The following is a 13,009-nucleotide window of genomic DNA, read 5'->3' on the forward strand; positions in this document are numbered from 1 at the left end:
CAGGTCTTTGAACCTATTCCTGACGCGCGCCGGCGCGTTGCAGCAACGGTTCAAGATCGTTCCACTGGTTCACGTCCAGCTTGCGCCCATTCAGCAGGAAAGTCGGGGTAGCCTGAATCCCCAGCTCTTCGGCCTGGGTCTGTGAATTGTTGATAATACTTTCGATTTTCGCGGTATCGGCGAGGCAGGCGCGCTGTTGATCGGCGGACAGGCCGCGCGCGGCGAAAAAGTCGATCAGGCCAGCGGCCTCGGCAATTTGGACAAAACGCTGTTCGACGGGCATTTCGCCTGCGGCTTCGTAGGCCGCGCCATTGGCGTTTACATTGGCAAAGATCGCTTCGAGATTGCCCCATGCCTGATCGGAGAGGACTTGCATGTTCTCCTTCGCGCCGCAGCGCACCAGCGTGGCGACCGCAACGTCAATCGGGTCGCGCACCAGATTGCGCTGTTCAAAGCTGACAACGCCGGTGGCGACGTATTCTTTGAGCGGGGGTTTGCCCGTCGCGGAGAAATTGGCGCAGGCACCGCAGGTGTGCGAGGCATATTCGACCAGTTTCAGCGGTGCATCGGGATTGCCGAGAATATAGCCATCTTCGGCGCTGACCGTGATGGTCTCACCCCAATTGGTGCCATCAGGCGCAGGGATTGCGGCGATGGCGGCGCTTTCTCCTTCGCCGGGTGCCTCCTCTCCGCAAGCCGTCAGGGTCAGCGCGAGCGGGGCGATCAGGGCGAGTTTGAACAAGGTCTGGGTCGATTTCATGCTGGATGGATCCTCTGATCGAAGTCTGGGAAACTATACAAATGCTCCGCATCAGCGGAAGCGGATAGCGCACACCGCTTGTGCACAAATGTGTCGATTATGTGAAATTCGCGCAAGTTTGGCGGGCCGAGCCATTATTCCGATGCATTTTCGGGGCGGAACCGTTCGGCCAGCACCGGATAAAGCGCACCCCAAGTGTGCACTTCGTTCAGCAATTCGCCGTCGAGCGCGAAACTGGGTGTGCCGGGCACGGCGAATTCATCGCGGTCGGCATTGCCATTGCGGATCAGCGCCAGCGCCGCTGCATCGTCGGCAAGACAGGTGTTGATGTCTGCCATTGATGTGCCGCGTTCGGCCAGCATGTCATCAAGGTCAAGCGCGCGCGCCGCGTTGAGCCGCGCATCGCGGTCGCCGCGCGCCCAGATCGCCTGCTGCGCCTGCGGTGCGGTGCGCGCCTTTTCCATCCAGCTGTCCTGCCGCATCAGATACATGCGGTGGCGGTTCTTGAACCCATCCACCGGACCGCAGGCGACCAATAGCGATACAGTCAGGTCTATGGCGTTGCGGATCACCGGGCGAATTTCGAGGTTCAAATGCCCCGGCGCGAGCAGCGCCAGATCCAGCGCCCCTTCGCCTTCGCGCGCAAAGGTGGCGCAGTGGCCGCAGGTGTAGCTGATGAATTCGATCAGCGCGGCGTCGGCTTCGGGATTGCCGATCCGGTATCCGCGATCGGTCCGTTCAACTTCGGCATGCCACGCCGCGCGGCGGCCATCGCCGACAAATTCGCTGCCGGGATTGTTCAGGCCATTGGGCGAATCGGAATCGTTGCGCGAAGTTTGCGCGCTGGCCGGGGTAACGAGTGCGGCGACCGCTACCAATGTTCCCAGAAATGCTTTTCTCACTTCGTATCGTCTTTCTTGTTGGCCTCACCCATGCTGCGCGCCAGCGATTCGAGCACCGTCCGCAGCTCCGGATCGCCAATATCGCGCAAGGATTCCCCCAATTCCATCGGGATCGGTTTGAGCGAGGGAGGCGGTTTGGGGCGCTGTTGAGCAGATGGCGGCTTAACCGCGCCTTGCCGGATTTTCACCCGTGAAACCGCGCTATAACCGAAAAAGCGGTTTACCCTTGTGATGATTTCCGGGATCACCTGCTGGATCAGCGGCGCATGGGCGGGCGCGACGACGAGTTGCAGGATGCCTTCGGATTTTTCGCCGGGCGGGAAACGGATCGCTTCGGGGGAGCAGACGCGGGCGTGGATGGGGCCGACGATTTCGGGCCAGCGGGTGACAACCGAGCTTTGCACGAAGCCAAAGCGGCGAAATGCGGTGCGCCCGATCTCGGGCATCAGATCGCCGATCGCCTTGGCCCCGGTGCCGCGCGGGCGTTCGTATAGCCTCGCGGTTTTGCGCGGCCGCGCGGCGGGTTTGTCGCTGTCGCTTCCCATGACCGGGCCAGCCATGCCATAGCCGCCGCGTGACCGCCAGCATCTCTGACAATCTGCTCCACTGGTATGACAGCCACGCCCGTGCGCTGCCATGGCGCAATCCGCCCGGTGCGGCGGTCCCCGATGACCCGGATTGGCCGTATCGCGTCTGGCTGTCCGAAGTGATGCTGCAGCAAACCACAGTCGCTGCGGTAAAGCCCTATTTCGAGAAATTCACGAAGCTTTGGCCCTCAGTTTGCGACCTTGCGCGGGCGAGCGAGAGCGAAATCATGGCGGCGTGGGCGGGCCTTGGCTATTATTCGCGGGCGCGCAATCTGGTGAAGTGCGCAGCCGCCGTGGCGACACGCGGCGGCTTTCCCGAAACCGAGGCGGAACTGCGCGCATTGCCGGGACTGGGTGCCTACACCGCAGCCGCCATCGCGGCGATTGCGTTTGGCAAACGCGCGGTGGTGGTGGATGCCAATGTCGAACGGGTGGCCGCGCGGCTGTTTGCCATTGCGGAACCGCTGCCCGCTGCGCGCAAGGCGATCCGCGCACGCGCCGATGAGATCACGCCGACCCGCCGCGCGGGCGATTTTGCGCAGGCGATGATGGATCTCGGATCGCAAATCTGCACCAGCAAAGCTCCGCGCTGTCTGCTGTGCCCACTCGCGCCGCAATGCGCTGGGCGTTTGACGGGGGAGCCCGAGCGTCTGCCGGTGAAGCCCACCAAAAAGCCCAAGCCTGAGCGCCGCGGCACCGCCTTCTGGATTGAACGCGGTGCAGGCCGAGCGCGCGAAGTGTGGCTGGTTACGCGGCCGGGCACGGGGATGCTGGGCGGGATGCGCGCACTGCCCGATGATGGCTGGAGCGCACGCGCGGATGGATCAGGCGCGGCGGCTTTGGCCGGAAAGACAGAGGAATTGGGCGCCGTGCGGCACACCTTTACTCACGCGCATCTGACCTTGCGTGTGTGCCGCATGGTTTCGTCCAGCGCGCCACCGGGCGAGGGTGATTGGTGGCCGGCCGAAAAACTTGACGAAGCGGGCCTACCCACCCTGTTTGCCAAGGCGGCGCGGCTGGCGCTGGCCGCAGGTTAGATAAACCCGCCGCCGATGGTCAGGCGCACAGCGGCGATCAGAAACACGATCAGGCAGAAATTCCGCCCGCCATTGTTTGATGACAATGCGCCAAAGATGATCCCAACCACGATCAGCGGCAAGGCCAGCCAATTGCCCCACCCCAGAAACGGAATGGTCGAGGGGATGACGATGATCAGGCTGATGATGCCGAACAGATAAGCGAGTAGATTTCCCATGTGTGTTATATGGCTAAGGCACCTTGTCTGAGCAAGGGCTTTGGGACCGAAAATTCAAGTCTCTATTCACCACGCAATTGACCCCGCGCGCCGCCTGCCCCACAAACTGCGAAAATCTTTCCGGAGAATCCTGAGCCATGGCATTTCGCACCTTTGACGTTTCTGACCTGTCGCGCCGGTCGCTGTTTCGCGCGGGCGCCTATGCCGCTGCCGGGGCGACGCTGGCTTCGCTGCCATTCGGGCGGCAGCTTATGGCGCATGATGTCAGTGAGGCCTGGCCCAATGTCGCCGCGCTGAGTGATAAATATGTGTCTTCGGGCAAACTGGCCAATCTGTTCCTGACCTTTGGCAGCGGGCAAGAAGATCACGCGCACACTGTTGGCGGCGGCACGCTGGCGCTGAACGGCACGGCGGAAGTCGATGAAAATTCGCTCTACCGCATCTATTCGATGACCAAGCCGATCACCGGCATGGCGATCATGATGCTGATTGACGATGGGCTGCTGGGCCTCGATCAGCCGGTATACGATCTGCTCCCGGCGTTCCGCGAGATGCAGGTGCTGGTCGATCCCGAAGGGCCGCTGGAGAACACGGTTCCCGCGGACAAGCCGATCACGATCCGGCAATTGCTGACGCATACGGCGGGGCTGGGATACGACATCATCAGCAAGGGACCGCTGCTCGACGCCTATAATCAGAACGGCATTATCAGCGGGCGGGCCAGCCGGATGCCGATCCCCGGCTTTCCCCCCGTAACCCCTGCGCCGGGGCTGGAGGTTTGGGCCGACCGGCTGGCGACATTACCATTGATGTATCAACCCGCGACACGGTGGAGCTATTCGAGCAGTATCGACCTGCTGGGCCGGGTGATCGAGGTCGCCTCGGGAATGGAGTTTGAAGCCTTTCTGAAAGCCCGGCTGTTCGATCCGCTGGGCATGGAGAGCACCTGGATGCAGGTGCCGGAAAGCGAAAAGGCGCGGCTGACCGACAATTACGGAGTGTTGTTCGGACAGGCGCTGCCGATTGATCCGGGGACGAATTCGATCTTTCTCGACCCGCCCGAAGTGCCCACTGGCGGCAGCGGACTGGTGTCCAGCCCCAAGGATTACGACCGTTTCATGCGGATGCTGCTGGGTTATGGCAAGCTTGGCAATGAACGGGTGATGGGCGAACTGGCGGTGCGCGTCGGCACGTCAGATCTGCTGCCGAAGACGGTTGATCTGACCGGGTCATGGATGATCGGGCAGGGCCACGGCGCGGGCGGGCGCAGTTTCAATGGCACGTTCGGCTGGGGCGGCGCCGCAGGGACGCTGAGCGCGGTCGATTTCCGGCTGGGTCTGCGCACCGCGCTGTGGACGCAATATATGCCATCCGATGCCTATCCCATCCGCGACGAATATCTCGCCGCGCTGGAAGCTGATTTGACCGCGATGCGCGCTGCCAAAGCGGCCTGATGAACCATCCCGCGCATCCCGCGCATCCCGAACTGCCGCGCACCGGGCCGATAGCCTTTGCAGGCTCACCGATGGACCGGGCCGATCACATCCGCACCGACCGCGAAAGGCTGGGCGCGTTGATGGACTGGCGGGCCAAGGTGCTGCTGCTCGACGGATTGCTGCCGCAGATTGGCGAAGCGGGCGAATTGCTGTGGGGCACGCTGGCCGATGTGGCGGAGGATGCCGAGCTGGTGTTTCTGGGAATGCTGGAGGACAAGGCCTGCTTTGCCGCCGTTCCAGAGGCTGGGGCGACCGATCCTGCCTATACTATGCCGCGCGCATGGGCGGCGATCCAGCAATTGTCGCCGCCCGATCTGGCGATCTATGGCGGCGCGCGCAGCCTGGTAGACTGGCACGCGCGGCACCGTTTCTGCGCCAATTGCGGCGCCGCGACCAAGCCTGCCAAGGGCGGTTGGCAGCGCGATTGCGGCAGCTGTCAGGCGCAGCATTTCCCGCGCACCGATCCGGTCACGATCATGCTGGTGGAGAATGAGGGCCGCCTGCTGCTGGGCCGACAGCCGCGTTTCCCTCCGCGCAGTTTCTCCGCGCTCGCCGGATTTGTCGAACCGGGTGAAACGATTGAGGAAGCGGTTGCGCGCGAAGTGCACGAAGAGGCGGGCCTGCGGGTGCGCGATGTCGAATATATCGCCACTCAGCCGTGGCCGTTTCCCAGCCAGCTGATGATCGGCTGTTATTGTCAGACCGATGAGACCGAAATCACGCTGGATGTCGAGGAATTGGAAGAAGCGCGCTGGTTCACCCACGCAGAGGTCGAACACGCGGTTGCCCATGCGCGCGGCTACACCGGTGATGGCACCGAAACCGCCTTCACCGCGCCTCCACCGACCGCAATAGCCTTTAGTTTGATGAAATGGTGGCTGGAGAAGGATTAATGACCTCGCCCGACAGATTGACCATCGACATCTGGTCCGACGTGATGTGCCCGTGGTGCGCCATCGGTTACGGTCAACTGACCAAGGCGCTGACTGAACTCGATGGCGAAATTGCAGCCGAAGTGCGCTGGCGCCCGTTTGAACTCAACCCCAACATGCCGCTCGAAGGTGAGGAGCAGGAAGCGCATCTGGCGCGCAAATATGGCCGATCCGCCGAAGAAGGCGCAGCGGTGCGCGGCCAGATGAAGGCGATTGCTAAAAGTGCGGGCGTTTCGCTGACCTATGAAGGGTCAAGCGACGACCAATCCGATGCGCCGCCGGCAATGATGTGGAACACGCGCGATTGTCACAAGCTGCTGGGCTTTGCGCTCGAACAGGCGGGGCCGCAGGTGCAGACGCAATTGAAACTTGCGCTGTTCCGTGCGCATTTCAATCAGCGCAGGGACCTGTCGGACCGCGAAGTGCTGCTTGATATTGCCGCCAGTGTTGGACTTCACCGCATAGCCGCCAAGGCGGCGCTTGATGATCCGGCGTTGGAGGAGCGGGTGCTCGCCGAAGAGCAGCAGGCTTGGGACCTCAATATCGCCGGTGTGCCCGCGATGGTGGTAAACGGCCGTTTCATGATCCCCGGTGCGCAGTCCCCGGAAACTTATGTCAACGCGCTGCGTAGAGTGGCTGAGAAAAGCCGCGCGACCGTATCGGGATAGGCGCCTTTCAATCGGGGGCTAAATGAAAAGTATCGCTGTATTCCTGTTCGTTACCATTTTCGCGTTCGGATTTGGTTTCCTCGCTGGATCGCAAAGCGTCGATGTGGCGGGCTATTCCGCCTTTTTCCTCTGCACAGTGATTGCGATGGTGCTGAACTGGCTCGTGTTCCTACCCTCGGCAGTGGCCAAATCTGACACATTCTATGACACGACCGGGGCGATCACATATCTGACCGTAACCGGTTTTGCCTGCTGGGCGGCGATCAATGCGCTCGGTTCGCTTGATACGCGCGCCTGGGTGATCGCGGCGATGGTGGCGCTCTGGTGCATCCGGCTGGGGAGTTTCCTGTTCATCCGCATTCACGCGATGGGCGGCACCGACAGCCGTTTTGAAAAGATCAAGGTCAACCCGGCGCGGTTTTTGGTGGCGTGGACGCTGCAAGGTCTGTGGGTGGTGCTGACCGCCTCGGCGGCGCTGGCCGCGATCACCACCACCAATCCGCAGCCCATCGGCGCGTTTTTCTGGATCGGTTCAGCTTTGTGGATCATCGGCATTGCATTCGAAGCGGTCGCCGATGCGCAGAAAAGCAAGTTCAAATCGGACCCTGAAAACAAGGGCAAGTTTATCGACACCGGCCTGTGGCGCTGGTCGCGGCATCCCAATTACTTTGGTGAAATCACGCTGTGGACAGGCATCCTGATTATGGCGATCCCGGTGCTGTCGGGCTGGTCATGGCTGGTCGTGATTTCCCCGATTTTCGTCGCGCTGCTGCTGACCAAAGTGAGCGGGATTAATTTGCAGGACGCACAGGCCAAACAGCGTTGGGGCGATGATCCCGCCTATCAACACTATCGCCAGAACACACCCGCGCTGATCCCGCGCCCGCCAAAGGGCTGATGCGGAGCCGGGCAATCAGTTTTGTTGATCTATGACCATGGCCGTGCAAAGTGATGCATTGAGTTCAAAGGAGAATATGATGTTCGCTGCCCCGTCAAAGCGTCTGGTTTTCATTGCCCCAGTGCTGATCCCCCTGCTCGCCGTTCTGGCGGGATGTGGCGGTGAAACCACTGCTCCGGCAGGCGATGCCCCGCCGGTGCTGGCCGAACGCCACGACAATTTCGAAGCGATCAGCGACAATTTCAAAGCGATCCGTGCTCAGCTTGAAGGGGAGAGCCCCGACCTTGCCGCGATCGAAGCCGCGGCGATCGACATCAATCAGCGGGCGGAACGGATTTCGGGTCATTTCCCCGAAGGCACCGGGCGCGATGCGGGCTGGGATACCGAAGCGCTCCCGACGATCTGGGAAAAGCCCGAAGAATTCACCGCCGCGCAGCAAAAACTGCTCGAAGAAAGCGCCGCGATGATGACGCTGGCCGCCTCTGGCGATGCAGCCGCAGTCGGCGCGCAGGTCGCTGAGCTCGGCGGGGCATGCAAGAATTGCCACGACACCTTCCGCCTCGACGACGATTGATCCGCGGTAGGGCCGCGACATAGGGGCTTCATGATGGCGATCAGGACTCACTCGGTTAAGATCTGGGATTTGCCCGTGCGAGTCACGCATTGGTCATTCGCCATTTTGGCTCCGGCGATGTGGATCACCGCCGAAAATGACGCATGGGCCTGGCACACACGGCTGGGCCATGTGCTGCTTGCCTTGCTGATTTTCCGGGTGATCTGGGGCTTTATCGGCACCGAAACCGCGCGCTTTTCGCGCTTTGTCAAAGGACCGGGCAAGGTGCTGTCCTATCTGCGCGGGGACTATGACGAAAAGCGCGAAATCGGCCATAGCCCGCTGGGTGCGCTCTCGGTGCTTGGCTTGTTGTCGGTTATCGGCGCGCAGGTCAGTATGGGGCTGTTTGCAGGCGACCCCTATGACGGCGCGACCGGGCCGCTCAATTCGCTGGTCAGCGTCAGCACAGCGGACATGATTACCGAAACGCATGAATGGTTTGTCTATGCCGTGTTCGCCATGATCGGCCTGCACATCACCGCGATTGCGCTCTATGCCGGGCTCAGAATGCAGAACCTCGTCGGCCCGATGGTGGTCGGCCAAGGCGAAAAAGCCCAAGGGGTGACGGGCAATTCCTCCGCCTCGGCCCGCAATTTCCTGATCGCGGCAGTATTGGCGGTTGGAATTGCGCTGTGGATCTGGTTCGGCGCACCGCCGCTGACTTGAAGGGCTGGCTTATATCAGCCCTAGCCGCTCCAACTTGCCCGCCAGTTTCCCCGGCAGCGCATCTCCGACATCTTCGCCATCGGCCAGATCGCGCGGGGCCTTGTCCTCGGTGAGATAGCGCCAGCCCTGATGCGCGCGTTTGGGCTGTTGGTGGACACGCACGAGTTCGGGTTTGAGGTTGATATGCCAGCGCCCCTCGGGCGTTTCGGTAAAGCTCAGGATTTCAGATCGGGCGACCAGCGAATGGCTCAAAATCCAGTAAAGCGACCCGCCGACCATTTCGGCATGGCGAGTTGGACGGTTGCGCGTGGTCAGCGCGATCTCGCCCCGGTTCTCATACCATCCGGCGAGATCATCATAGCACTTCGCGCCAAACGCGATCTTGGTCATGTGGAGCGGCATGGTGCCAATGTGGCGCTGATGCCGGTCCGGTCAAGGCTTTGCGATCAAGCCATACTCAGCCCGCCATCCACGATGAACGGTGCGCCGGTGGCAAATTTGCTTTCGTCGCTGGCGAGATAGACCACCAGATGCGCAATATCCTCGGGTTCGCCCATGCGGCCGATGGGCTGCGCCACCGAAAAGGCTGCGCGGGTGGCATCGGGATCGGGTGTGCCTGCGATCACGCTTTCGACGTTCGGGGTCAGGATCGTGCCCGGCTGAACGCTGTTGACGCGCACATTGTTGCCTTCGCGCGCGCACCATAATGCAATACTCTTGGTCAGCATTGGGATCGCTGCCTTGGCAGAATTATAGGCGGCAAGGTCGGCATTGGCCTTGTTCCCTGCGGCGCTGGAGAAATTGATGACCGAACCGCCGCCGCCCTTGGCCATCAAGGGGATCGCCGCCTTGCAGCCCATGAAGATCGAATCGACATCGATGGTGTAACAACGGCGGAAATCCTCTGGGCTGATGTCCATGAATGATCCGAACACCGTGACCGCCGCATTGTTAACCAGCACGTCGAGCCGACCGTGCGTCTGCTCAACCTCGGCAACGATTTCCTGCCAGCGGCCCCAGTCGGTTACGTCCTGCGGCAGAAATTCGCAGCTCAGTTCCGCCGCCGTTGCCGCGCCTGCGGCATGATCGATGTCGGTGATGATGACGCGCGCCCCTTCGGCGATCAGCGCCTTGGCCGAGGCCTTGCCCAAACCCATCGCTCCGCCGGTCAGCAGCACCACTTTTCCAGAAACACGGCCCATTGCACTCTCCCTCAATCGCGTGAGGGTAGGGGGCTACAGCGGCGCGAGGCCCGCCGCCACTGCCAAACCTAAGAAGGCGAAGAAGCCCATCGAATCGGTGATCATCGTCACAAACACGCTGGATGCGACCGCCGGGTCCTGATCCAGACGTTCGAATATCACCGGCACCAACACGCCCGCCAGCCCGGCAAATACGATGTTGATGACCATCGCCGCCGCGATCACCGCGCCCATTTGCGGGGAGAACAGCAGGCCCGCGGCAATCCCGATCAACACCGCAATCGTCGCCCCGTTGAGCACCGCGACGCGCAATTCGCGCCAGACGATTCGCCAGGTGTTGGCGCGGGTCAGCTGATTGGTGGCAATCGCGCGCACCGCCACCGCCATCGTCTGCGTGCCGGCATTGCCGCCGATGCTGGCAACAATCGGCATCAGCACCGCCAGCGCCACCAGTTCTTCTATCGCCGCGCCGAAAAACGCGATGATTGCAGAGGCCACCACTGCCGTGCCGAGATTGGCGACCAGCCAGCGCACCCGCGCGGTGTAGGCTTCGCGGATCGGTTCGTTGATGTCGCCGTCGCCCGCACCCGACAGCAGCAGCGCATCCTCGCCCGCTTCTTCGGAGATGATGTGGACGATATCATCCACCGTCATCTGCCCGACCAGCCGCCCGCTTTCATCCACGACCGCAGCCGAGATCAGCGCGTATTTCTGAAACATCAGCGCGGCCTCTTCCTGATCCATCGTCACCGGGATCAGGGTCTGGTCGCGCTTCATCACATCGGTCAGCTTGATATTGCGCGGCGAGGTGAGGATCCAGTTGAGCGCGCAGGTGCCGACCGGATGATGCGCGGCATCGATTACAAAAACCTCGTGAAAATCGTGCTCCAGATCGCCTTCGTCGCGCAGATAATCGATCAGATCGCCGACCGTCATATGTTCGGGCACCGCCATCACGTGACGGTTCATCAGCCGCCCGGCGGTTTCCTCCGGATAAGATAGCGCCGAATTGACCGCCGCCTGCGTTTCCGGCCCCAGTTCGGCAATGATCGCGCGCTGATCGTCTTCGTCGAGGTCTTCGAGCAATTGCACCGCATCATCGGTGTCGAGCAGTTCAGTGATCGCGGCGACGGCTTCGGGTGCCATCGCCTCCATCATCACTTCGCGGACGTGGTCGTTCAGCTCGGCAACCACTTCGACGCTCATCAGATCGCTGATCGCGGCGGCGAAATCGGCGCGGTCGTCATTGTCGATCAATTCGATAAGGTCGGCGATGTCAGCGGGGTGAAGCGGTTCGACCAGATCGTAAACCGCGCCCTTGTCGCCCTCTTCCAGCGCCTCTTTGACGCTGGTGACATATTCGCGTTTCAGCCGGTTTTCCAGATCGTGGCGTGCATCATCGACCCGGTCATCGGGGCGCACGTCTTCCTCGACCGTATCCACGGTCAGTGGTTCGTCGGACAGGGTGGTGGGATCGACCATGGGGCGGGTTTAGAGTCGGGGATACGAAAAGCAAGCGGGTGACAGGCGAGTTCAAGCCATTATAGCGTCTGCCAAACAAATCAGGAGAACACCCCATGGCCGACAAACTCACCTTCACCCTCGACACTGGCGACGGCGAGGCGCGCGACGTCATTATCAAACTGCGCCCCGATCTTGCCCCTGGCCATGTTGCGCGGATTGCCGAGCTTGCCAGCGAAGGATTTTACGATGGCGTGGTGTTCCACCGCGTGATCCCCGGCTTTATGGCGCAAGGCGGCGACCCGACCGGCACCGGGATGGGCGGCAGCGACAAGCCCGATCTGAAGGCCGAGTTTAACGACGAGCCGCATGTCGAAGGCGTGTGTTCGATGGCGCGTTCGCAAATGCCCGACAGCGCCAATTCGCAGTTCTTTATCTGCATCGACGACGCGCGCTTCCTCGACAAACAATACACCGTGTGGGGACAGGTCGAAAGCGGGATGGAACACGTCCACGCCTTGCCCAAAGGCGAACCGCCGCGCGCTCCCGGCAAGATCGTCAAGGCGAGCGTGGCCTAATCCACGCAATTTGAGCCGGAAAGGATGGGGTGATGCTGCGCCTGGCCGCATTGGCGCTTGGCCTGCTGCTTCTCAGCGGCTGCGTCACCTATCCCGACATATCGCAATCGCGCTCACCCTGCCGCAACCAGCCGGGCGGGTGGTGCGCATTTGTGCGAGAGGCCGCAGTGGAGGCCTGGCCCTATGCGGTGGCGGCGACCAATGCCTACACTGGGGACGATGATTTGTATGGCGATGACGGTCCGCTGCTCGACCAGCTGGAGCGTCTGCCGATTGAAGAGGCCGACGCCTCCAAAGGTTTTGGCTACGAAATCTTCGCCCAATACGCCCCTGGCACAGCCAATGAACCCGGCCGCCAGCCCATAGCGCGGATCATGGCGTTTCGCGGCACCGATTTCGACGGCTTCACCGACATATTCTATGGCACGCTCCGCAGCGATCAGATCGCGCTGGCGCTCAAATATTTCGAGGCTGAGCGCGAACGCTGGGGCAGCGATCCGCAATGGGTGGTGACCGGCCATTCGCTGGGCGGCGCGCTGGCAACCGAGGTTTCGATCAAATACCCAGCGGTGCGCGCCTATATGTTCAACACCTCGCCCTTTTACGGCGGCGATGCGATGACCAATGATGTGCAGCGTCATGTCTTTAACGAGCGCGGCGAGGTGCTGCGCCGCTTTGCGCGGTTTGATGTGGACCCGGCGGCGGAGGTTTTCACCGTCAATTGCGGCCCGCAAAACGGCAGTTTTACCAAGCATAAGGTGCGCCCGCTGGCCGATTGTCTCGCGTGGATCGCCGCCTATGACAGCGACGATGCGCTTGCGCTGGTGCAGGCCAATGGCTTGCAAAAACCGATGGTCGAATGCGGCCCGGCGGACAAGGTGCACCCGGGGCGCGAATCCCGCCCCGCCGAACCCTGCGTGCATCAGGCGCGGCGGGACGGGGACAAGCAGAGCGATTGAACCCGCGCCGCATCGGCGCTAAACGCCCGCTT

Annotated in this window: 16 protein-coding genes; 9 read left to right on the top strand and 7 right to left on the bottom strand. The window is 61.8% G+C overall.

Translation table 11 applies throughout. The features are described from left to right. Positions 1-13: 13 nt before the first annotated feature. The 3 genes from ACM64M_RS11815 to ACM64M_RS11825 form a co-directional block, all read right to left on the bottom strand. A complete protein-coding gene (locus ACM64M_RS11815) occupies positions 14-760 on the bottom strand; it encodes a thioredoxin domain-containing protein (protein WP_416228898.1) in 747 nt (248 codons plus the stop codon). 134 nt (positions 761-894) lie between these two features. Next, positions 895-1,662 (bottom strand): thioredoxin domain-containing protein, encoded by a 768-nt coding sequence (locus ACM64M_RS11820; protein WP_416228899.1) that lies wholly within the window; start codon positions 1,660-1,662, stop codon positions 895-897. Beyond that, positions 1,659-2,222, bottom strand: coding sequence for a DUF721 domain-containing protein (locus ACM64M_RS11825; RefSeq protein WP_416228900.1), 564 nt, complete (start codon positions 2,220-2,222; stop codon positions 1,659-1,661). Before ACM64M_RS11825 ends, ACM64M_RS11820 begins: the two co-directional genes overlap by 4 nt. A 14-nt stretch (positions 2,223-2,236) precedes the next feature. Here ACM64M_RS11825 and ACM64M_RS11830 point away from each other — a divergent pair, with 14 nt between their 5' ends. Beyond that, positions 2,237-3,286, top strand: a complete 1,050-nt coding sequence (locus ACM64M_RS11830; RefSeq protein WP_416228901.1) for an A/G-specific adenine glycosylase — start codon at positions 2,237-2,239, stop codon at positions 3,284-3,286. Here the strand turns inward: ACM64M_RS11830 and ACM64M_RS11835 are convergent. Continuing rightward, positions 3,283-3,504 carry a hypothetical protein gene (locus tag ACM64M_RS11835; protein WP_416228902.1) on the bottom strand — a complete coding sequence of 74 codons (222 nt, stop codon included), beginning with the start codon at positions 3,502-3,504 and terminating at the stop codon, positions 3,283-3,285. The genes ACM64M_RS11830 and ACM64M_RS11835 overlap by 4 nt on opposite strands. Positions 3,505-3,641: 137 nt before the next feature. Between ACM64M_RS11835 and ACM64M_RS11840 the strand changes: the two genes are divergently transcribed. From ACM64M_RS11840 to ACM64M_RS11865, 6 genes are all read left to right on the top strand, one after another. Continuing rightward, positions 3,642-4,958 carry a serine hydrolase domain-containing protein gene (locus tag ACM64M_RS11840; protein WP_416228903.1) on the top strand — a complete coding sequence of 439 codons (1,317 nt, stop codon included), beginning with the start codon at positions 3,642-3,644 and terminating at the stop codon, positions 4,956-4,958. Further along, the gene (gene nudC, locus ACM64M_RS11845) at positions 4,958-5,893 is read left to right on the top strand and encodes an NAD(+) diphosphatase (protein WP_416228904.1); all 936 of its coding nucleotides are present in this window, start codon (positions 4,958-4,960) and stop codon (positions 5,891-5,893) included. The genes ACM64M_RS11840 and nudC overlap by 1 nt, the downstream gene beginning before the upstream one ends. Further along, positions 5,893-6,600 carry a DsbA family oxidoreductase gene (locus ACM64M_RS11850; protein ID WP_416228905.1) on the top strand — a complete coding sequence of 236 codons (708 nt, stop codon included), beginning with the start codon at positions 5,893-5,895 and terminating at the stop codon, positions 6,598-6,600. Before nudC ends, ACM64M_RS11850 begins: the two co-directional genes overlap by 1 nt. Positions 6,601-6,622: 22 nt before the next feature. Next, entirely contained in the window at positions 6,623-7,498 is an 876-nt protein-coding gene (locus tag ACM64M_RS11855; protein WP_416228906.1) for a DUF1295 domain-containing protein, read from the top strand. 76 nt (positions 7,499-7,574) lie between these two features. Next, a complete protein-coding gene (locus ACM64M_RS11860; RefSeq protein ID WP_416228907.1) occupies positions 7,575-8,072 on the top strand; it encodes a c-type cytochrome in 498 nt (165 codons plus the stop codon). Positions 8,073-8,105: 33 nt separating this feature from the next. Further along, on the top strand, positions 8,106-8,777 hold the full coding sequence (locus tag ACM64M_RS11865) for a cytochrome b/b6 domain-containing protein (protein ID WP_416228908.1): 672 nt from the start codon (positions 8,106-8,108) through the stop codon (positions 8,775-8,777). A 9-nt stretch (positions 8,778-8,786) separates the two neighbouring features. On the opposite strand, the gene ACM64M_RS11870 is transcribed toward ACM64M_RS11865, so the two are convergent. Genes ACM64M_RS11870 through mgtE form a run of 3 tightly spaced genes read right to left on the bottom strand, consistent with a single transcriptional unit; the run spans position 8,787 to position 11,461 of the window. Beyond that, on the bottom strand, positions 8,787-9,179 hold the full coding sequence (locus tag ACM64M_RS11870) for a DUF1489 family protein (protein WP_416228909.1): 393 nt from the start codon (positions 9,177-9,179) through the stop codon (positions 8,787-8,789). Between the two features lie 44 nt (positions 9,180-9,223). After that, complete coding sequence (locus ACM64M_RS11875; protein WP_416228910.1) at positions 9,224-9,979, bottom strand: glucose 1-dehydrogenase; 756 nt, start codon at positions 9,977-9,979, stop codon at positions 9,224-9,226. Between the two features lie 33 nt (positions 9,980-10,012). Continuing rightward, positions 10,013-11,461 carry a magnesium transporter gene (gene mgtE / locus ACM64M_RS11880; protein WP_416228911.1) on the bottom strand — a complete coding sequence of 483 codons (1,449 nt, stop codon included), beginning with the start codon at positions 11,459-11,461 and terminating at the stop codon, positions 10,013-10,015. Between the two features lie 95 nt (positions 11,462-11,556). On the opposite strand from mgtE, the gene ACM64M_RS11885 reads away from it, so the two are divergent. Together ACM64M_RS11885 and ACM64M_RS11890 are read left to right on the top strand one after the other, a co-directional pair. Beyond that, entirely contained in the window at positions 11,557-12,018 is a 462-nt protein-coding gene (locus tag ACM64M_RS11885) for a peptidylprolyl isomerase (protein ID WP_416228912.1), read from the top strand. 32 nt (positions 12,019-12,050) lie between these two features. Next, complete coding sequence (locus ACM64M_RS11890) at positions 12,051-12,977, top strand: hypothetical protein (RefSeq protein WP_416228913.1); 927 nt, start codon at positions 12,051-12,053, stop codon at positions 12,975-12,977. The last annotated feature ends 32 nt before the right edge of the window (positions 12,978-13,009 follow it).

This window comes from Qipengyuania sp. ASV99 (assembly GCF_047872805.1).
Taxonomy (GTDB): domain Bacteria; phylum Pseudomonadota; class Alphaproteobacteria; order Sphingomonadales; family Sphingomonadaceae; genus Erythrobacter.

Excerpts from the sequence above, each read along its gene's own strand:
- ACM64M_RS11825 (WP_416228900.1), bottom strand. The coding sequence starts at position 2,222 with ATGGCTGGCCCGGTCATGGGAAGCGACAGCGACAAACCCGCCGCGCGG.
- ACM64M_RS11815 (WP_416228898.1), bottom strand. The coding sequence starts at position 760 with ATGAAATCGACCCAGACCTTGTTCAAACTCGCCCTGATCGCCCCGCTC.
- ACM64M_RS11865 (WP_416228908.1), top strand. The coding sequence starts at position 8,106 with ATGGCGATCAGGACTCACTCGGTTAAGATCTGGGATTTGCCCGTGCGA.
- nudC (WP_416228904.1), top strand. The coding sequence starts at position 4,958 with ATGAACCATCCCGCGCATCCCGCGCATCCCGAACTGCCGCGCACCGGG.
- ACM64M_RS11870 (WP_416228909.1), bottom strand. The coding sequence starts at position 9,179 with ATGCCGCTCCACATGACCAAGATCGCGTTTGGCGCGAAGTGCTATGAT.
- ACM64M_RS11875 (WP_416228910.1), bottom strand. The coding sequence starts at position 9,979 with ATGGGCCGTGTTTCTGGAAAAGTGGTGCTGCTGACCGGCGGAGCGATG.
- ACM64M_RS11840 (WP_416228903.1), top strand. The coding sequence starts at position 3,642 with ATGGCATTTCGCACCTTTGACGTTTCTGACCTGTCGCGCCGGTCGCTG.
- ACM64M_RS11860 (WP_416228907.1), top strand. The coding sequence starts at position 7,575 with ATGATGTTCGCTGCCCCGTCAAAGCGTCTGGTTTTCATTGCCCCAGTG.
- ACM64M_RS11890 (WP_416228913.1), top strand. The coding sequence starts at position 12,051 with ATGCTGCGCCTGGCCGCATTGGCGCTTGGCCTGCTGCTTCTCAGCGGC.
- ACM64M_RS11855 (WP_416228906.1), top strand. The coding sequence starts at position 6,623 with ATGAAAAGTATCGCTGTATTCCTGTTCGTTACCATTTTCGCGTTCGGA.
- ACM64M_RS11850 (WP_416228905.1), top strand. The coding sequence starts at position 5,893 with ATGACCTCGCCCGACAGATTGACCATCGACATCTGGTCCGACGTGATG.
- ACM64M_RS11835 (WP_416228902.1), bottom strand. The coding sequence starts at position 3,504 with ATGGGAAATCTACTCGCTTATCTGTTCGGCATCATCAGCCTGATCATC.
- mgtE (WP_416228911.1), bottom strand. The coding sequence starts at position 11,461 with ATGGTCGATCCCACCACCCTGTCCGACGAACCACTGACCGTGGATACG.
- ACM64M_RS11885 (WP_416228912.1), top strand. The coding sequence starts at position 11,557 with ATGGCCGACAAACTCACCTTCACCCTCGACACTGGCGACGGCGAGGCG.